At 71.9% G+C, this 17,302-nt stretch carries 14 protein-coding genes and 2 tRNA genes; 13 read left to right on the top strand and 3 right to left on the bottom strand.

What is annotated here, in order from left to right; all coding sequences use genetic code 11:
* Positions 1-5 precede the first annotated feature (5 nt).
* Entirely contained in the window at positions 6-1,076 is a 1,071-nt protein-coding gene (locus HUV60_RS22995) for an SCO2583 family membrane protein (RefSeq protein WP_257849115.1), read from the top strand.
* A gap of 33 nt (positions 1,077-1,109) precedes the next feature.
* Here the strand turns inward: HUV60_RS22995 and HUV60_RS23000 are convergent, their stop codons facing one another.
* Positions 1,110-2,270, bottom strand: a complete 1,161-nt coding sequence (locus HUV60_RS23000) for a M48 family metallopeptidase (RefSeq protein WP_257849116.1) — start codon at positions 2,268-2,270, stop codon at positions 1,110-1,112.
* 393 nt (positions 2,271-2,663) lie between these two features.
* On the opposite strand from HUV60_RS23000, the gene HUV60_RS23005 reads away from it, so the two are divergent.
* From HUV60_RS23005 to HUV60_RS23040, 8 genes are all read left to right on the top strand, one after another.
* Positions 2,664-2,828 carry a hypothetical protein gene (locus HUV60_RS23005; protein WP_257849117.1) on the top strand — a complete coding sequence of 55 codons (165 nt, stop codon included), beginning with the start codon at positions 2,664-2,666 and terminating at the stop codon, positions 2,826-2,828.
* 83 nt (positions 2,829-2,911) lie between these two features.
* The gene (gene nadD, locus HUV60_RS23010; RefSeq protein ID WP_257849118.1) at positions 2,912-3,622 is read left to right on the top strand and encodes a nicotinate-nucleotide adenylyltransferase; all 711 of its coding nucleotides are present in this window, start codon (positions 2,912-2,914) and stop codon (positions 3,620-3,622) included.
* 16 nt (positions 3,623-3,638) lie between these two features.
* Positions 3,639-5,492: an LCP family protein gene (locus tag HUV60_RS23015; protein ID WP_257849119.1), complete on the top strand. Its 1,854-nt coding sequence runs from the start codon at positions 3,639-3,641 to the stop codon at positions 5,490-5,492.
* Between the two features lie 134 nt (positions 5,493-5,626).
* A complete protein-coding gene (rsfS, locus tag HUV60_RS23020; RefSeq protein WP_257849120.1) occupies positions 5,627-6,073 on the top strand; it encodes a ribosome silencing factor in 447 nt (148 codons plus the stop codon).
* Positions 6,064-6,741: a histidine phosphatase family protein gene (locus HUV60_RS23025; protein WP_257849121.1), complete on the top strand. Its 678-nt coding sequence runs from the start codon at positions 6,064-6,066 to the stop codon at positions 6,739-6,741. Before rsfS ends, HUV60_RS23025 begins: the two co-directional genes overlap by 10 nt.
* A 105-nt stretch (positions 6,742-6,846) precedes the next feature.
* Positions 6,847-6,919: transfer RNA gene (locus HUV60_RS23030), tRNA-Ala, on the top strand.
* Positions 6,920-7,259: 340 nt separating this feature from the next.
* Positions 7,260-7,493, top strand: coding sequence for a hypothetical protein (locus HUV60_RS23035; protein WP_042172034.1), 234 nt, complete (start codon positions 7,260-7,262; stop codon positions 7,491-7,493).
* Between the two features lie 103 nt (positions 7,494-7,596).
* Positions 7,597-7,669: transfer RNA gene (locus tag HUV60_RS23040), tRNA-Ala, on the top strand.
* Positions 7,670-7,803: 134 nt separating this feature from the next.
* Here HUV60_RS23040 and HUV60_RS23045 read toward each other — a convergent pair.
* Positions 7,804-9,411, bottom strand: coding sequence for an NADH-quinone oxidoreductase subunit NuoF family protein (locus HUV60_RS23045; protein WP_257849123.1), 1,608 nt, complete (start codon positions 9,409-9,411; stop codon positions 7,804-7,806).
* Entirely contained in the window at positions 9,408-10,667 is a 1,260-nt protein-coding gene (locus tag HUV60_RS23050) for a cytochrome b/b6 domain-containing protein (protein ID WP_257849124.1), read from the bottom strand. Before HUV60_RS23050 ends, HUV60_RS23045 begins: the two co-directional genes overlap by 4 nt.
* 530 nt (positions 10,668-11,197) lie before the next feature.
* Here HUV60_RS23050 and leuS point away from each other — a divergent pair.
* The 4 genes from leuS (at position 11,198) to HUV60_RS23070 (ending at position 17,292) form a co-directional block, all read left to right on the top strand.
* Entirely contained in the window at positions 11,198-14,086 is a 2,889-nt protein-coding gene (gene leuS, locus HUV60_RS23055; protein WP_257849125.1) for a leucine--tRNA ligase, read from the top strand.
* Positions 14,087-14,261: 175 nt separating this feature from the next.
* A complete protein-coding gene (locus HUV60_RS23060; RefSeq protein ID WP_257849126.1) occupies positions 14,262-15,011 on the top strand; it encodes a hypothetical protein in 750 nt (249 codons plus the stop codon).
* Positions 15,012-15,109: 98 nt separating this feature from the next.
* Entirely contained in the window at positions 15,110-15,991 is an 882-nt protein-coding gene (locus HUV60_RS23065; RefSeq protein ID WP_257849127.1) for a DegV family protein, read from the top strand.
* Between the two features lie 83 nt (positions 15,992-16,074).
* A complete protein-coding gene (locus HUV60_RS23070) occupies positions 16,075-17,292 on the top strand; it encodes a ComEA family DNA-binding protein (RefSeq protein ID WP_257849129.1) in 1,218 nt (405 codons plus the stop codon).
* The last annotated feature ends 10 nt before the right edge of the window (positions 17,293-17,302 follow it).

The raw sequence follows: 17,302 nt of genomic DNA on the forward strand, positions 1-17,302 counted from the left end.
AAGATATGGCAAGCCCTGAGGACCCGCCCGGAGGGACACCCGAGGGGGCCTCCGGAGGCGGCGAGGACGAGTACCGGTCCGTCGTCTTCGACGAGACCTTCGTCCGCGCTGCCCGCCTCCAGGAGTTCTCCGCCCAGGAGCGCATCGCCGACCACGCCCCCGCCGTGCGCCGCCGGCCGCCCCGGCACCGGAGCCTGTCCCGGCAGGCGCTGGTCCTCGTGATGCTGATCGCCGTGGCCTTCGGCACCGCGCTCTACATGGGCGTACGGCATCCCTACCGGACGCCCGCGACCTGGGCGGCCGCCGAGCCGCTGCGCATGACCGTGATCCCGCTCGCCCCCGAGGACAAGGTGCCCGGCACCTCCGACTCCGAACAATTGTACGACAGTAGTCCGGCGGCGCAGTTCCGCATCGGCGCCGAGGGAGTGACGCTCCCGGCGGCCCGGAACACCGCGCACTTCTCGGACGGACAGGTCGTGACGGCGCTGCTCACCGCGAAGGACTACATCGTCCGGTCCGCGCTCGACCCCGAGGTACTGACCGGAGGGGAGACCCGCGCCGTACGCGTCCTGCTCGACACCGACCAGCAGGACCAGTTCGACCGGAGCTTCAGGCGGCCGGCCCCGGACGGGCGGCACGCGCCCACCGGATGGCTCGTGCGCTTCGACCCCTCCCGCGCGGAGCTGGCCGACCGCAGAATCAGGGTCCAGGGCACCCTGCAGGCGTCCGAGGCCGACTCCGGCCTCCTCGAGGTCACCGCGGACCACACCTCGGTGTACGCGCTGCGGCCGGCCGGCGCGGACCCGGGAGCCCGGGTGTCGCTCTTCACCGTCCGGCGCGAGCTGCACTTCCGCTTCGACCGCGAGGACCTGCGCCTGCACCAGGCACAGCTCGTCGCCTCCTACGTCCAGGCCGGCCCACTCTCCTGCGCCGAGGACTCCGCGGGCCATCTGCGCCCCCTGCTGGCGGGCGGCACGGCCAAGGAGGGCGGCCCCGTCGGCACCGACCCGTACGCCACCGGCGGCACCCGGGCCCTGTGCGGCTCACTGGCGGCGGGGGCACAGCCCCAGGTGTGACGCCCGGACGCGGACGCCCGTGGTGCCCGTGCCTCAGGCGCCGTCGCGCGGCGGCCGGCCGTCCCCGGCGTCCGGGTCCGACGACGTACCCGGCTCCTGCGGGCCGCCCTCGGTTCCCCGGGACCCGTCCGGTCCCTGCGCGGGCTTCGGTCCCGAGGACGTGAAGCCGCCGAAGCCGCGGCGGACCCGGCCGCCCAGGTCCCCGGCGCCGCCCGCGATGTCGCTGACCAGCTTCATCAGCGGATCCTTGGAGTTCTTCACATCACCGGCGTAGCTGGTCGCCGAGTCGCGCCAGGAGTCCCGCACCGAGGCGTCCTTGTCCTCGTCGCGGCGCGGGTAGTGGCCGTCCATGGTCCGCTGGTAGTCGCGGCTCTCCGCCCACTTCTTCAGCTCGGCGGCCCGGACGGTGGTGAACGGGTGGGAGCGGGGCAGCACGTTGAGGATCTTCAGCACGGAGTCGCGCAGGTCGCCCCCGGCGTCGTACTCCTCGGCCTGCTCCAGGAACGCGTCGACGTTCATCTCGTGCAGGTGGTTGCCGCCGGCGATCTTCATCAGGCCGCGCATCGAGGCCTGGAGGTCCTGGCCCACCAGCAGCCCCGCACGGTCCGCGGACAGCTCCGACTTGCGGAACCACTCGCGCAGCGCCGTCACGATCGCCATGATCGCGACGCTGCCCAGCGGGATCCAGGCCACCCGCACCGCGAGGGACGTCAGGAACAGCAGGATGGTCCGGTACACCGCGTGCCCGGACAGCGCGTGCCCGACCTCGTGCCCGACGACGGCCCGCATCTCCTCCTCGTCGAGCAGCTCGACCAGACCCGTGGTGATCACGATGATCGGCTCGTCCAGGCCGATGCACATCGCGTTCGGCGTCGGGTCCTGGTTCACGTACATCGGCGGGACCTTCTCCAGGTCCAGGATGTAGCAGGCGTCCCGCAGCATGACGTTGAGGTGCGCGAACTGGCGTTCCGAGACGCGCACCGAGTCGGACAGGAAGAGCAGCCGCAGGCTGCGCTCGGGCAGCAGACCGCTCAGCGTCTTGAAGACCGTGTCGAAACCGGTCAGCTTGCGCAGCGCCACCAGGGCGGAGCGGTCGGCGGGGTGTTCGTACGCACGCGAGGAGATTCCGGGGAAACGCCTGTGCTGCCTGCTCGGCACCTTCTCGTGCCCGTTGTGCTGATGGCCGTCGGACATGTGTCCCCCCTGTGCGTCTGTGTGACCTCGCGGTCCGTCTTGACCTGCGTGGTCGTCAGTACGGTCCCTTGGCGGTCCTCTGTTCGCTCCTTCACCCGCCCCAGGCGAAGCCCAGCCTAGGCGGAGAAGGCGTGGACCGGCAGACCGGTGGAGCGGAAGAGCGGCACGGCCGGGGGACCGCGCGTGGAGCACCGTTCCCGAGCCGCCCGGCTCCCAGGGAAGGACGATCAGGACCGCGGAATGGTTGCCTGAGCCGGCCCCCACCCGCCCGGGAAGAGCCGGGCGCGGCGGCCGGGGCCCGCAACGGCGGAGTCGGAGTGATCGGGGGGAAGGCGCCCGCATACGATGAGCCGACGTCCTTGTCCCGCCCACACGCGATAGGTACTGCCGAAGATGAGCTTCCCCAGCACCGCTGCCCAGTTGGTCACCCTCGCCGCCGAGGGCGGAGAACACAGTGGCAACCACGAGAGCCTCGACCCCTACTTCGTGGGCGGCTGTGTCCTGGCCGCCCTGCTGCTCCTGTTGTGGATCACGACCCGCTTCAACCGCGACCGGTAGACCCCCGGGGCCTGTTGGGGGCGCGGCCGGAGGGCGTACCTGGCGGCCGGACCGTTCAGGGAGGGCCGGTAGGGTCTGCTCGCATGGGAGAGCAGGACATGCCTACCGGTCCGGCGAAGGGCACGGCCGGACGGCCGGCGAGCGGCACCGGGCGCCGGCCGGCGCCGAGCCGGGCAGACGGACCGGGCGGCGGCCTGCCGCAGCAGGGCAGGCGCCGCCTCGGCGTCATGGGCGGCACCTTCGACCCGATCCACCACGGGCACCTGGTGGCGGCCAGTGAGGTCGCCGCGCGGTTCCACCTCGACGAGGTGGTCTTCGTCCCCACCGGGCAGCCGTGGCAGAAGAGCCACCGGATGGTCTCCGCGGCCGAGGACCGCTACCTGATGACGGTCGTCGCGACCGTCGAGAACCCGCAGTTCTCGGTGAGCCGGATCGACATCGACCGCGGCGGACCCACCTACACCGTGGACACCCTGCGCGACCTGCGCGCGCTCAGCCCCGACACGGACCTGTTCTTCATCACCGGCGCCGACGCCCTCGCCCAGATCCTCACCTGGCGGGACAGTGAGGAACTGTTCTCCCTGGCGCACTTCGTGGGCGTCACCAGGCCCGGCCATCATCTGACCGACGCGGGCCTGCCCGAGGGGGGCGTCTCGCTCGTGGAGGTTCCCGCCCTGGCCATTTCCTCGACGGACTGCCGTGTGAGAGTCGCCAAGGGAGATCCCGTCTGGTACCTGGTGCCGGACGGGGTCGTGCGCTACATCGCCAAGCGCGAGCTGTACCGCGGCGAGTGAGCGGAGAGGGGCACCGGTGAACGACCGATACGACGCGGGATACGGCGACGGAGGGGACGACCCGTACGGACTCGTGGGCTACGACGAGTACGGCCGGCCCGTCTACCGCCAGGCCGACACCCAGGAGGCCCCGCAGGCCCCGCAGCAGCCGTACGACCCGTACCGGCAGCAGGGGCAGCAGGACCAGTACGGACAGGGGCAGCAGGACCAGTACGGACAGGGGCAGCCGGGCTACGGCGGCGGTTACGGCTACGACCCGTACGCAGCCGGCGGCCCACAGCAGCCCTCGCAGCCGTACGACCCCTACGGGGCAGGGACCGGTACCGGGCAGCAGCCGCCCTCCTACGACCCCTACGGGACCCAGGGCGGCTACGCCGCCTCCCAGGGCGCCGCGGCGGCCACCCCGTACGACCTCTACGGCGACTCCTACGGGCAGACCGTGCAGGGCGGCACCGGGCAGCAGCCCCGGGTCACCGAGCAGACGGCGCACATTCCGCAGCAGCCCGGCCCGGCCGACGGCACAACCGGCCCTCACGACCGCGAAAGCCGCGAGGACCACCCGGCCGCGGCCCCCGGGGCGCCCGGGGCGCCCGAACGGGATTACCGCACCGAGCAGTTCGCCTTCGTCGAGGAACCGGACGACGACTCCGAGGACGTCATCGACTGGCTGCAGTTCACCGAGAACCGCACCGAGCGCCGCGAGGAGGCCAAGCGCCGTGCCCGCAGCCGGATCGTCGCCCTGGTCGTGGCCCTCGCCCTGGTCGCGGCCGGCGGCGTCGGCTACCTCTGGTACGCCGGGAAGCTCCCCGGCCTCTCCGGCTCCGACGCCGGTACGGGCACCACGACGGACGCGGGCGCCCAGAAGCGGGACGTCATCGTCGTCCACCTGCACGACACCAAGAAGGGCGGCACCGCGACCGCGCTGCTCGTCGACAACACCACCACCCAGCAGGGCGGCACCGTCCTGCTGCCCAACTCCCTGGCACTCGCCGCCGACGACGGCACCACCACCACACTCGCCAAGTCGGTCGAGGACGACGGTTCCGGCGGCACCCGGAGCGCCCTCGACACGGTCCTCGGCACCGACATCGAGGGAACCTGGCGGCTGGACACGCCCTATCTGCAGAACCTCGTCGACCTGGTCGGCAACATCGACATCGACACCGACGCCGACGTGCCCGACCCGGACGCCGACCAGAAGGGCGAGGCCCCCCTGGTCAAGAAGGGGAAGAGCCAGACCCTCACCGGGAAGGCGGCCGTCGCCTACGCCACCCACCGCGCCCCCGGCGAGGTCCAGAACGCCCAGCTGGAGCGGTTCGGGCAGGTCATGCAGGGCGTACTGCGGAAGATGACGTCCGACGCGGGCGCCGCGACGACCACCATCCAGACCCTGGGACAGATCATCGAGCCGCCCCTGACCGACAAGGACCTCGGCTCCTTCCTCGCCCGGCTCGCCGACCTGGCCAAGGGCGGCGACCACAGCACCGCGCTGCTGCCGGTCGAGGAGGACGGCACACTCACCGCTCAGACGAGCGACAGTGTGGTCAAGGAGGTGCTCGGCGGCACCGCGAAGAGCCCCGACAAGGACGCCGCCGTCAGCGTCTCGGTGCGCAACGCCACCGGCGTCGAGGACAACACCGAGAAGGCCCGGGTGGTCCTCCTCAACGGCGGCTTCACCTTCCTGGAGGGCGGCACGGCCACCGCGGCGGCGTCCTCCGAGGTCGTCTACGCGGACGACGCCGACAAGGAGAACGCCTCCGAGGTCGCCAAGACCCTCGGACTGCCCACAGAGGCCGTCACCAAGGGCGAGGTCTCCGGCAACGCCAGGGTCTCGGTGGTCCTGGGCCAGGACTACGGGCCGGGCACCTGAGCGGACCGCGGCGCGGCCCCGGCCGGGACGCCCCGTACCGGGCGGCCCGGCCGGGGCACGTCGAAACGCGTGGGGCGTGCCCGGCGGTCCGTGAGACCCTTGAAGGCAAACGACCGCCGAGCGAAAGCCTTGCAGTGACCGCAACCGACCGTTCCATCGAGCTCGTCCAGGCCGCCGCCCAGGCCGCGGCCGACAAGCTCGCGCACGACATCGTCGCCTACGACGTCAGTGACGTGCTGTCCATCACCGACGCCTTCCTGCTGGCCTCCGCGCCCAACGACCGTCAGGTCAAGTCGATCGTCGACGAGATCGAGGAGCGGCTCAGCAAGGAGCTCGACGCCAAGCCGGTCCGCCGCGAGGGCGACCGCGAGGCCCGCTGGGTGCTGCTCGACTACGTCGACATCGTCGTCCACGTCCAGCACAGCGAGGAGCGCGTCTTCTACGCCCTCGAGCGGCTGTGGAAGGACTGCCCCGAGCTGGAGCTGCCCGAGGACGCCGTGGCCACCCGCGGCAAGGCCGCCGAGCACGCCCGGCAGAAGGAGGCCGAGGAGGCCGCGGCGCCGGGTGGTGAGTGGCGGTGAGCCCCGCCGGCGAGGTCTCCGGTTCCGGCGTGGGCCGGGGCCGCCGCGTCATCCTGTGGCGGCACGGCCAGACCTCCTGGAACGTGGAGCGCCGCTTCCAGGGCAGCACCGACGTGGAGCTGACCGACACAGGCGTCGCCCAGGCCCGCCGGGCCGCCCGCCTCCTCGCCGGCCTCGAGCCCGACGCGATCATCGCCTCCGACCTGAAGCGGGCCGTGCACACCGCCGCGGAACTCGCCGCGCTCACCGGTCTGGAGCCGGTCCACGACGAGGCCCTGCGGGAGACCTACGCGGGCGTCTGGCAGGGCCTGACGCACGACGAGATCATCGCCAGGTACGGTGACGAGTACACCGCCTGGAAGCGCGGCGAGCCGGTACGCAGGGGCGGTGGCGAACTGGAGACCGAGGTCGCCGACCGCGCCGCTCCGGTGGTGCTCCGGCACGTGGACAAACTCCCGGACGACGGCACGCTCGTGGTGGTCAGCCACGGCGGCACGATCCGCACCACCATCGGCCGGCTGATCGGGCTCGCCCCGCGCAGTTGGGAGAGCCTCGGCGGGCTCACCAACTGCTGCTGGTCCGTCCTCGGCGAGGGCGCCCGCGGCTGGCGGCTGCTCGAGCACAACGCCGGCACCCTGCCGGAACCGGTGCTCGGCGACGACGACTGAACCCCCTGGCCGCGGCCCTGGGCCCGGCCCGGGGCCGGATTTCACTTTCCGGCAGGACGCAGGCTAAAGTTCTTCTTGTTCGCCCGCCGAGCGGGAAGAACACTCGGGGCTATAGCTCAGTTGGTAGAGCGCCTGCATGGCATGCAGGAGGTCAGGAGTTCAATTCTCCTTAGCTCCACAGAAGCTCCACAGGTCGCATGACGAAGATCCCGTCCTCACCGCGAGGGCGGGTTTTTCGTTGCTCCCGGTTGAGCAGGAGGCGGCCGGCAGGCGTATACCTCCACGGGGCGGTCAGCCGTGTCCCGACCGGTACCCCGGCGTCGCTGACCGTACTGGTCCGGCCGTGGCAGAATCAAACGACCGGAAGGAGGGCGCGGCCCGACGGGAGGGAGTTGTTGATGCCTGCGAGCATCCACGAGGAGGTCGACCACCTCTTCGGCGGGGTGTTGACACGACGGACCTCTGCCCGCTTCCGCTCCTCCGCGCGTACGGCCTGCGGCCACAGCTGGAGCTGAGCGATGGGTGCACACAGGCGAAGGTGCGACTGGTGCGGCAGCGGGACTCCGATCGTGCGGGACATGGAGCCGGTCAATCCCGACTACCAGTACTGGTGCGCGGAGTGCGCGCAGGCGCTGATCATAAAAGGCGACCCGATCGAGACGTACCGCGAACTCGAGGGTGAACCGATCTACGGCCGGCTCCTCGAGGAGCACTGCACGCTCAAGCGTTTCTATTCGTTCGTGACCGCGTGAAAACGCGGGCAGAACCGGGCGGAGCGGAATCGATTTGGTGTTGGGCCCGGATGACCGTGTAAAGTTGGCGTCGCCGCCGGGGCAGCCGGGCGGGATGTGACCTGGGGCTATAGCTCAGTTGGTAGAGCGCCTGCATGGCATGCAGGAGGTCAGGAGTTCAATTCTCCTTAGCTCCACAGCAGTAGAGGGCGGATCATCCGATCGGATGATCCGCCCTCTGCGTATGGTCGGGGCGTGTGATCGGGCGTGCGGCTACAGGGATCGTGCGGCCGTACGGGCCGGCCCGGAGGGCGGCCCGCACGAAGCCGTGTCAGCGGCCCAGCGCGCGCCGGCCACGGCCCTGGGAGAGGACCGGCAGATTGCGGGAGGGTGCCTTGGACTGCGTCCCCTCTTCGAGGCGCAGGGCCAGCGCCGGGCAGCGGCGCACCGCGCGGATCGCCTTGGCCTCCGCGTAGCGCGGCACCTGGGCCTGGGCGACGGTCGGGAAGCCGTCCGCGCCGAGCTGGAAGACCTCCGGGAGGATGTCCGCGCACAGGCCGTGGCCTCGGCACAGCGTCCAGTCGACGAAGATCTTCTGGCGGCTGGGGCCGTTCTCCTCCCCGCCACCGCCCGGGATGCCCGTAGGGGCCCTGCCGCCCTCGAAGAGCGGCAGCACGCCCTCCACGGGGCGCCCGCAGCCGTTGCCCAGGACGTGGGCGGCGAGGTCGTCGGTGAACGCCTTGACGGTCGATTCCAGGAACATCGCGGAGCCGTCCGGGTGCGAACAGGCGCCCCGCCGCTTCACGTTCTTGGCGACCTGCTTGACCGCCTCCAGAGCGGCCGGACCGCCGCCGTTCAGGATGTCCTCCAGGCCGCGCGCGGCGGCCGGCAGTCCGAGGTAGCAGGGGCCGCACTGGCCGGCGCTCTCCTCGGCCAGCCATTTCGCCACCATCAGGGACTCACCCAGCGGACAGGTGTCCTGACTGATCGGCAGGATCGCGCCCGCGCCGAGCGCGCCGCCCACCGCGTCCAGGGAGTTGCGGGAGATGATCGCCTCGTTGACGGTCGCCGCGTCGATCCACTTGCCGTGGTAGCCGCCGGTGAGCACACCCTGCGGCATCGGCGGAGCGCCGGCGAGCTGGAGGACGTAGCGCAGCGGTACACCCGTGGGGACCTCGATCACCATGGGGCGGGCGACCGCCCCGGAGACCGTGAGCAGGACGGTGCCCGGCTCGTCGTACAGGCCGGTGTTGCAGTAGCGCTCCGGGCCTATGCGGGCGGCGATGGCGAGCTGCGCGAAGGTCTCGGCGTTGGAGAGGAGGGTGGGGGCGCCGCCCACCCCGTTCTTCGAGGCGCTGACCTTGCGGCCCGGCGGCACCGCAGGACCACCGTCGATGGAGCGGATCAGCGAGGCCGCGGCACCCGTGACCATGCGCACCGGGTTGAGCTGCACGCGGGCGCGCAGCGCGGACCGGCGTCCGTTGTTCAGGCCGCGTTCGGCGAGCGCGGCCTCCATGGAGCGCTTGGTGGACTCCCGGGTGACCCCCACCACGAGCGTGCGGGCACCCATGGCCTCGGCGCACAGCAGCGCGCCGTCCAGGATGAGGTGCGGGGCACGGTTGATCATCACCGTGTCCTTGCGGCAGGCCGGTTCGTCCTCGCTGCCGTTGACGACGACGACCGGCCGGACGCCGCGTTTGATCGCCGTCTCGGCGACCGAACGCAGCTTTTTGTGGAAGGGGAAGCCGGCGCCGCCGCGTCCCCTGAGGTTGATGCGTTCGGCGAGCTGGGCGAGCTGCTCGCCGCCCAAGGGTTCGAGCGGCCCGTGCACCTTGAGGTGCATGGGCAGATCGAGCCGGTCGACAAGGTCGAAGCCCGACGTGAGCTGGGGAAGCCCGACGACGCGGACTTCGGGTACGTCGGGCAGAGCCTCGTTCACTTGAAGCCTCCGGAAGGCGTGTTCCAAGGTTCGCCCGATCCCGGTGCGTCGAAGTCGTACGACGCACCGGGGGATGGATCAGTGGCGGGACCGCTGTTGTACGTGTCACTCGGGTTGTACGTGTTGTAGAGGTTGTTCGACTCACCGGTGTCGTACACATCACTCGAGCCGTAGCCGGAGGCAGCCGAATTGTCGTAGGTCGGGATGTTGTATCCGGTGTCCTGGAGCGGGTCGTAGGCCGACGGCGGGGCCTCGCCGACCGGCGGCGGGGACGGGATGGGCCAGCTGCCCGACGTGCTGGAGAGGCCGTCCGCGATCGGGCCGTCCACGGTGGGGACGGCCTGCGTGGGCTGCATGTCCGGGGGCAGCTGCATGGGGGCGGTCCGGTCGGTGTGGAGGGGCTGCTGCGGCTGGGACGGGGCGGAGACCGCGCGGTAGGCGGCCGCGAAGCCGTTCGCAGGGTCCGGGGCCGGTGGCGCGACGCGTTCGGCGGTCTCGTACAGCGGCCGGGACGCCGGTTCGAGGCGCTCGGCACGGGACCGGGAGTCCCGCCTGCCGCCACTCTCGTACCCGGGGAGCGAGGCCTCGGCGACGCGGGCCCGGCTCTCGTCCAGTCTGTCGCGGCCACCCTGCTCGGCGGTGCCGAGCAGGGTGGTGGCCCGGTCGGCGACCTTGCGCTTGACCTGCGGCGGGGAGGCGCGCAGGGCAAGGGCTGCCATGACGCCGAGCAGGGACAGGCCGTACAGGATCAGGAAGACCGGCTTCGCCGCTCGACCCGCGTAGAGCCCGTGCACGAGCGCCGCGCACCAGGCCGGGTAGGCCAGCATGTGCATGGCGCGCCAGCGGGCCGCGACGGGTGCCGGCGAGGTGAAGCGGTTGCGCAGGACGCCGGTGACGCCGACGAAGATCATCAGCATTCCGGCCAGGGTGCCCAGGCCGATCAGGAAGGACCTGCCGAGGGCTGCCTCGTCGTCGGTGAGGGCCAGCCCGAAGGGGATCGCCGCGGCGATCCAGGTGGTGTGGTCCAGTGCCAGCTTGATGCCGATGTGCACCAGCAGGAAGGCGATCGAGGCGGCCGCGGTCGCCCGGTGCACCGCCTGCGCCAGGATGCGCTGGCGCGGACCGAGCAGGACCCGGTCCTGGGCGACGAGTCCCCAGATCACCGAGCAGCTCAGGCAGACGAGCGACAGGACGCCCATGCCGAAGTTGAGGAACTCGGCGAACCAGTCGTCCGCCGTGCTGTCGTCCGGCCTCACGCCCCGCCTCCCCGTGTCGCGACGGAGAACGGGGGAAGGCGCACTGCGGAATGCGGGTACGGCCGAGCGGCAGCCGGCCGGCCCTGAACGGGAGGCGGGCTGCTGTCTGGACGAGGGCTCATGGGGGAACTCCGAACGTTCGGGAGAAGCGGTCCCGCGCCGCACTCTAAACCTCGTTGTACCGGGTAGTACGAGGTTTGAGTTATTGCGCTGTTATTAAAAGACGATCTGACTGTCGTGATGCCCCTTAGGGGTTGTTACGCGAAGTAATTTTTGACCGGGATTCAGGAGCGGTGCCCGTCGCGGCGGGGCACGGTGCGTCGCGGCGCGCGCCGGGCCTGCGGTACCCTGACGTCATGCGTGCCGTACGCCTTCTGCTTAGCGAGCCGCGCTGATCAGCCCCGACCACGGTCGAAGAGCGAACCGGACGGCCGGAATCGGCGCGGCGTCCCCTCCTGTGCGAGGGGATTTTTCATTTCCGAATGTCGCAGCGGCCGTGGGCGCAGACGATCGATGGAGCTTTGAGGATCATGAGCGAGACGAACCCCGCGGCCACCCCCGAAGTGGCCGCGCCGCACCGCTACACGGCCGCCCTGGCGGCCGAGATCGAGGCACGCTGGCAGGACTTCTGGGACGCCGAGGGCACGTACGACGCACCCAATCCGAGCGGCGACCTGGCGGGCGACCCGGAGACGGTGGCCCGGCCCAAGAAGTTCATCATGGACATGTTCCCCTACCCGTCGGGTGCGGGACTGCACGTCGGCCACCCCCTGGGGTACATCGCCACCGACGTCTCCGCCCGGTTCCAGCGCATGACCGGCCACAACGTCCTGCACACCCTGGGCTTCGACGCCTTCGGCCTGCCCGCCGAGCAGTACGCCGTGCAGACCGGCACGCACCCGCGCGCGTCCACCGAGGCCAACATCGAGAACATGAAGGCCCAGCTGCGCCGCCTGGGACTGGGCCACGACCGGCGCCGGTCGTTCGCCACGATCGACCCGGACTACTACAAGTGGACCCAGTGGATCTTCCTGCAGATCTTCAACTCCTGGTACGACGACGAAGCCGGCCGGGCCCGGCCCATCGCCGAGCTGATCGCCGAGTTCGAGTCCGGTCAGCGCCCCGTACCGGGCCGCACGCGCCCGTGGAGCGAGCTGAGCGGTGCCGAGCGCGCCGACGTCCTGGGCGGCTTCCGGCTGGCCTACGCCTCCGACGCGCCGGTCAACTGGTGCCCCGGGCTGGGCACCGTACTGGCCAATGAGGAGGTCACCGCCGAGGGCCGCTCCGAGCGCGGCAACTTCCCGGTCTTCAAGGCGAAGCTGCGCCAGTGGAACATGCGCATCACCGCCTACGCCGACCGGCTGCTGTCGGACCTGGACGCACTGGACTGGCCCGAGGCCATCAAGCTGCAGCAGCGCAACTGGATCGGCCGCTCCGAGGGCGCCCGCGTCGACTTCCCCGTCGACGGCGAGCGGATCACCGTCTTCACCACCCGCCCCGACACCCTGTTCGGCGCGACCTACATGGTGCTGGCGCCCGAGCACCCGCTGGTCGAGAAGTTCACCCCGGCCGCCTGGCCCGAGGGCACCCACGACGTCTGGACCGGCGGCCACGCCACCCCGGCCGAGGCCGTCGCCGCGTACCGCGCACGGGCCGCGTCCAAGTCGGACGTGGAGCGGCAGGCCGACGCCAAGGACAAGACCGGCGTCTTCATCGGCGCGTACGCGACCAACCCGGTCAACGGCGAGCAGGTGCCCGTCTTCATCGCGGACTACGTCCTGATGGGCTACGGCACCGGCGCGATCATGGCCGTACCGGCCGGCGACCAGCGCGACTTCGAGTTCGCGCGCGCCTTCGAACTGCCGGTCCACTGCATCGTCGAGCCGACCGACGGCCGCGGCACCGACACCTCCACCTGGGAGGACGCCTTCTCCTCCTACGAGGCGAGGATCATCAACTCGTCGAACGACGAGGTGAGCCTGGACGGCCTGGGCGTCGCCGAGGCCAAGGCACGCATCACCGAGTGGCTGGAGCGCCGGGGCATCGGCGAGGGCACCGTCAACTTCCGGCTGCGCGACTGGCTGTTCAGCCGGCAGCGCTACTGGGGCGAGCCCTTCCCGATCGTCTACGACGAGGACGGCACCGCCCACGCCCTGCCCGAGTCGATGCTGCCGCTGGAACTGCCCGAGGTCGACGACTACTCCCCGCGCACCTTCGACCCCGACGACGCCGACACCCGGCCCGAGACGCCGCTGTCACGCAACGAGGACTGGGTCGAGGTCACCCTGGACCTGGGCGACGGCCGCGGCCCGCGCGCGTACCGCCGCGAGACCAACACCATGCCCAACTGGGCCGGCTCCTGCTGGTACGAGCTGCGCTACCTGGACCCGCACAACAGCGAGAAGCCGGTCGACCCACGGATCGAGCAGTACTGGATGGGCCCGCGCGAGGGCATGCCGCACGGCGGCGTCGACCTGTACGTCGGCGGCGCCGAACACGCCGTCCTGCACCTGCTGTACGCGCGCTTCTGGTCCAAGGTGCTGTACGACCTGGGGCACGTGTCGTCGGCGGAGCCGTTCCACAAGCTGTTCAACCAGGGCATGATCCAGGCCTATGTCTACCGTGACAGCCGGGGCATCGCGGTGCCGGCCGCCGAGGTGGAGGAGCACGAGGGCGCCTACCACTACCAGGGCGAGGAGGTCTCCCGGCTGCTGGGCAAGATGGGCAAGTCCCTGAAGAACGCGGTCACGCCGGACGAGATCTGCGCCGAGTACGGGGCCGACACGCTGCGCCTGTACGAGATGGCGATGGGCCCCCTGGACGTGTCGCGGCCGTGGGACACCCGCGCGGTGGTCGGCCAGTTCCGGCTGCTGCAGCGGCTGTGGCGCAACATCGTCGACGAGAACACCGGCGAGGTGACCGTCGTCGACACCCCGGACGCCGACATCGACGTGGCCACCCTGCGTGCCCTGCACAAGGCGATCGACGGGGTGCGCCAGGACCTGGAGGGGATGCGTTTCAACACCGCCATCGCCAAGGTCACCGAGCTGAACAACCACCTGACGAAGGCGGGGGGCCCGGTCCCGCGCTCGGTCGCCGAGCGGCTGGTGCTGCTGGTGGCGCCACTGGCCCCGCACCTCGCCGAGGAGCTGTGGCGCACGCTGGGCCACACCGACTCGGTCGTCCACCGGGACTTCCCGGTCGCCGATCCGGCGTACGTCGTCGACGAGACCGTCACCTGCGTGGTCCAGATCAAGGGCAAGGTGAAGGCCCGGCTGGAGGTCTCGCCGTCCATCTCCGAGGCGGAGCTGGAGAAGGCCGCGCTGGCCGACGAGAAGGTCACCGCCGCGCTGGGCGGGGCCGGGATCCGCAAGGTGATCGTGCGGGCGCCGAAACTGGTGAACATCGTTCCGGCGTGACGGTGCAGGGCCGGCGCCGGTCGGGCCGCGGGCTGGGGGGCCGCTGGTTCGGGGCAGCCCCCTACGGGCAGGTTCGGGGTTCTTCCGGAACTCAGGGCCTGCCCGTTGCGTTTACCGTTGAAGAACGGCGCAGTGCGTGTGACGGGTGGCCCCAGGGCCTTGGAGGAGGAGTCTCGTGGAAGCAGTGATCGCAGTGCTGGCCCTGCTCTTCGTGCTCTTTGTCACGCTGGGCGTGTACGCCACGGTGAAGGCCGTCGGCGCCGCCAGGCGCAGCGCGGACCACCACATCACGCAGGCCCGACGCACGGTCGAGGACCACACCCTGAGGGTCAAGTCCTTCGCCCAGCCCGGCCCGGTCGGTGAGATCGCCCAACTCAGGCTGAAGCTGCGGACGTCCATGCGCGCCACCCAGGACGCGCTGCAGTCCGGCATGTCGGAGGACCAGTCCCTCAAGGAGTCCCTCGGCCTCTTCGAGCGGCTCAACGCACACGGGCACGAACTGGACGCCGAACTCAGGCGCCTGGAGTCCGAACCGGACCGCGGCACCCTCGCCAAGCGGCTGCCCGAGCTGCGCGAGCGCACCAACCGCATCGTACGGTCGGCCGACTCCCTGCGCTGGGCGGCCCGTGACCGCGCCCGCCACTTCGCGGAGGACGACCTCGACTCGCTCAGCACCCAGATCGACATGGAGACCGGCGCCCTGCGGCACTGGACGGCCACCGACCCGCAGTCCGCGCCCGGGTCCGCGCCCGCGTCCGGGTCCGCCCACAGCGCCCCGGCGGCGGATCGGACCAGGCCGGAGCCGTCGCGGTCCGAGGCCGTGCGGGAGCCCGCGCCCGAGCCGGCGCAGCCCTCGATCGCACCGGCCGCGCCCCGTCCCACGTACCCCTGGCAGAAGAAGCCCCGCCCCGAGAGCACCACCTGACCGGGCGCACTGTCCTGACGCGGTGATCCGGCCCCGGCTGCGTTTGGCCCGCGGGGCCGGGCTGCCCAGGGGGCGGTACGCCAGGTAACCTCCAGCTCATGTCCCGCCATGTCGCTATCGTCACCGATTCAACGGCCTACCTTCCGGCCCGGACGATGGAGCGGCACGGCATCACGGCGGTCCCCCTGACCGTGGTCCTCGGCGACCGCGCGCTCGAAGAGGGCACCGAGTTCTCCACCCGCTCCCTCGCCCAGGCGCTCCAGAAGCGGCGGCCGGTGACGACGTCCCGGCCCGGCCCCGAGGTCTTCGCCGCGACCTACCGCCGGGCAGCCGAGGCCGGCGCCGCCGGCATCGTCTCCCTCCACCTCTCCGCCGAACTCTCCGGCACCTACGACGCGGCGGTCGTCGCGGCCCGCGAGGCGCCGGTGCCGGTGCGGGTGGTGGACACCGGCATGATCGCCATGGCGCTCGGATTCTGCGCGCTCGCGGCGGCGGAGGCCGCGGAGGCGGGCGGCACCGTGGACGACGCCGTCACGGCTGCGGAGAAACGGGCGGCGGGCACCGCCGCCTACTTCTACGTCGACACCCTGGACTATCTGCGCCGGGGCGGACGCATCGGGGCCGCGCAGGCCCTGCTGGGGTCGGCGCTCGCCGTCAAGCCGCTGCTCCAACTGGCCGGCGGCCGCATCGAACCCCTGGAGAAGGTGCGCACGGCGTCGAAGGCCATCGCCCGCCTGGAGGAGATCGCGGCCGAGCGGGCGGGCGGCGCCGAGGTCGACATCGCCGTCCACCACCTCACCGCCCCGGAGCGTGCCTCGGCTCTCGCGGACCGGCTGAAGGTGCGGGTGCCCGGACTGACCGAGCTGCACGTCAGCGAGGTCGGCGCGGTGATCGGGGCGCACACGGGACCGGGCCTGCTGGGGGTCGTGGTCTCGGCCCGACGAGGCGGCGGCGGGACCGCGCCGGGGCCGTACGGGTGACGGAGTTGTCCACAACCGGGAAGTGATCCACCGGAATTGAGCAAGATCATCGCGGAGGCGGCGGGATGCCCGATCCTCCCGGCATGGCACTTCGATCACGTTCGCATCCACCGTCGCGTTCGGCCGCGGCGACCAGCGGCCCGGGGCGCGCGCCCGCGTCCGACGGACGGGCCCGGCACCGCCGGCCGACCACTGCCGGTACCGCAAGAGGGCCGGGGCCGGGGCTGAGGCCCGGTGGTCGGGAGACCCGGCGCGGGCACCGGCTCCGGGGCGGCCGGGACCGGGACGCCTCGGCGGAGGAGCTCGTGCGCCGGGCGGAGGCGCTGTTCGGGGAGGGAACAGGGCCCGGCACTCGGGGCGTCGGAGGCGTCGGGCGGACCCGGCGTGTGCCGACCTGGGCCGTGGGTGGTGAGGACGAGTCGGTAGCGCGATCCGGGAGGGGCCCGGCCGCAGCCCGTGGCGATGTGGACGGAGGGGAGGCGGGGACCTGGGAGGAGGTTCCGGAGCCGGCCGCCTCGGACCCGGTGTCGCCGGGGGAGCGGCGGCCGGTCGGCCGGACGGTGCTCGCGCTGCGGGAGCGGTTGCCGTTGTGGGTGCGGACGCGGTGCGGGCTGGAACGGCGGAGCGTGGTCGCGCTGTCGGTGCTGCTCGTGCTGGCGGTGGGGTTCGCCGCGCAGCACTTCTGGGCCGGGCGGACCCAGCCCGTGCGGGCGCCGGAGGTGGTGGGAGCGGCCGTGCCCCGGGCCGGGGACGGAGCGGGAAGCACGCCGGTCACCTCGGCGGGGGCCGTCGGCGAGGCCCCCGGCACGAGTGCGGGCTCCGGTACGGCCATGGCGGGCACGGCGCTGCCCGAGATCGTGGTCGACGTCGGCGGCAAGGTCCGCGACCCGGGCGTTCACCGTCTCCCGGCCGGCTCACGGGTCGCGGACGCGCTGCGGGCGGCGGGCGGAGTACGGCCCGGGACCAGGACCGACGGGCTCAACCGTGCCCGGTTCCTCGTGGACGGGGAGCAGGTGATCGTCGGCGGCCCGCCGCCGACGGGGGCGGGGGCCGGCCAGGCACCGGCGGCGGGCGGTCCGGCCGGGGTGGCGCCGGGCGCCGGGCCCGCGACACCGGTGTCCCTCAACACCGCGACGCTGGATCAACTGGACGGCCTTCCGGGGGTCGGCCCCGTACTGGCCCGGCACATTCTCGACTACCGTACCCGCAACGGCGGTTTCCGCTCGGTGGACGAACTGCGGGAAGTGAACGGCATCGGCGACCGCCGCTTCGCGGACCTGAAGAACCTCGTACGGCCGTGAACAGCCGGAC

This window comes from Streptomyces sp. KMM 9044, assembly GCF_024701375.2.
Lineage (GTDB): Bacteria > Actinomycetota > Actinomycetes > Streptomycetales > Streptomycetaceae > Streptomyces.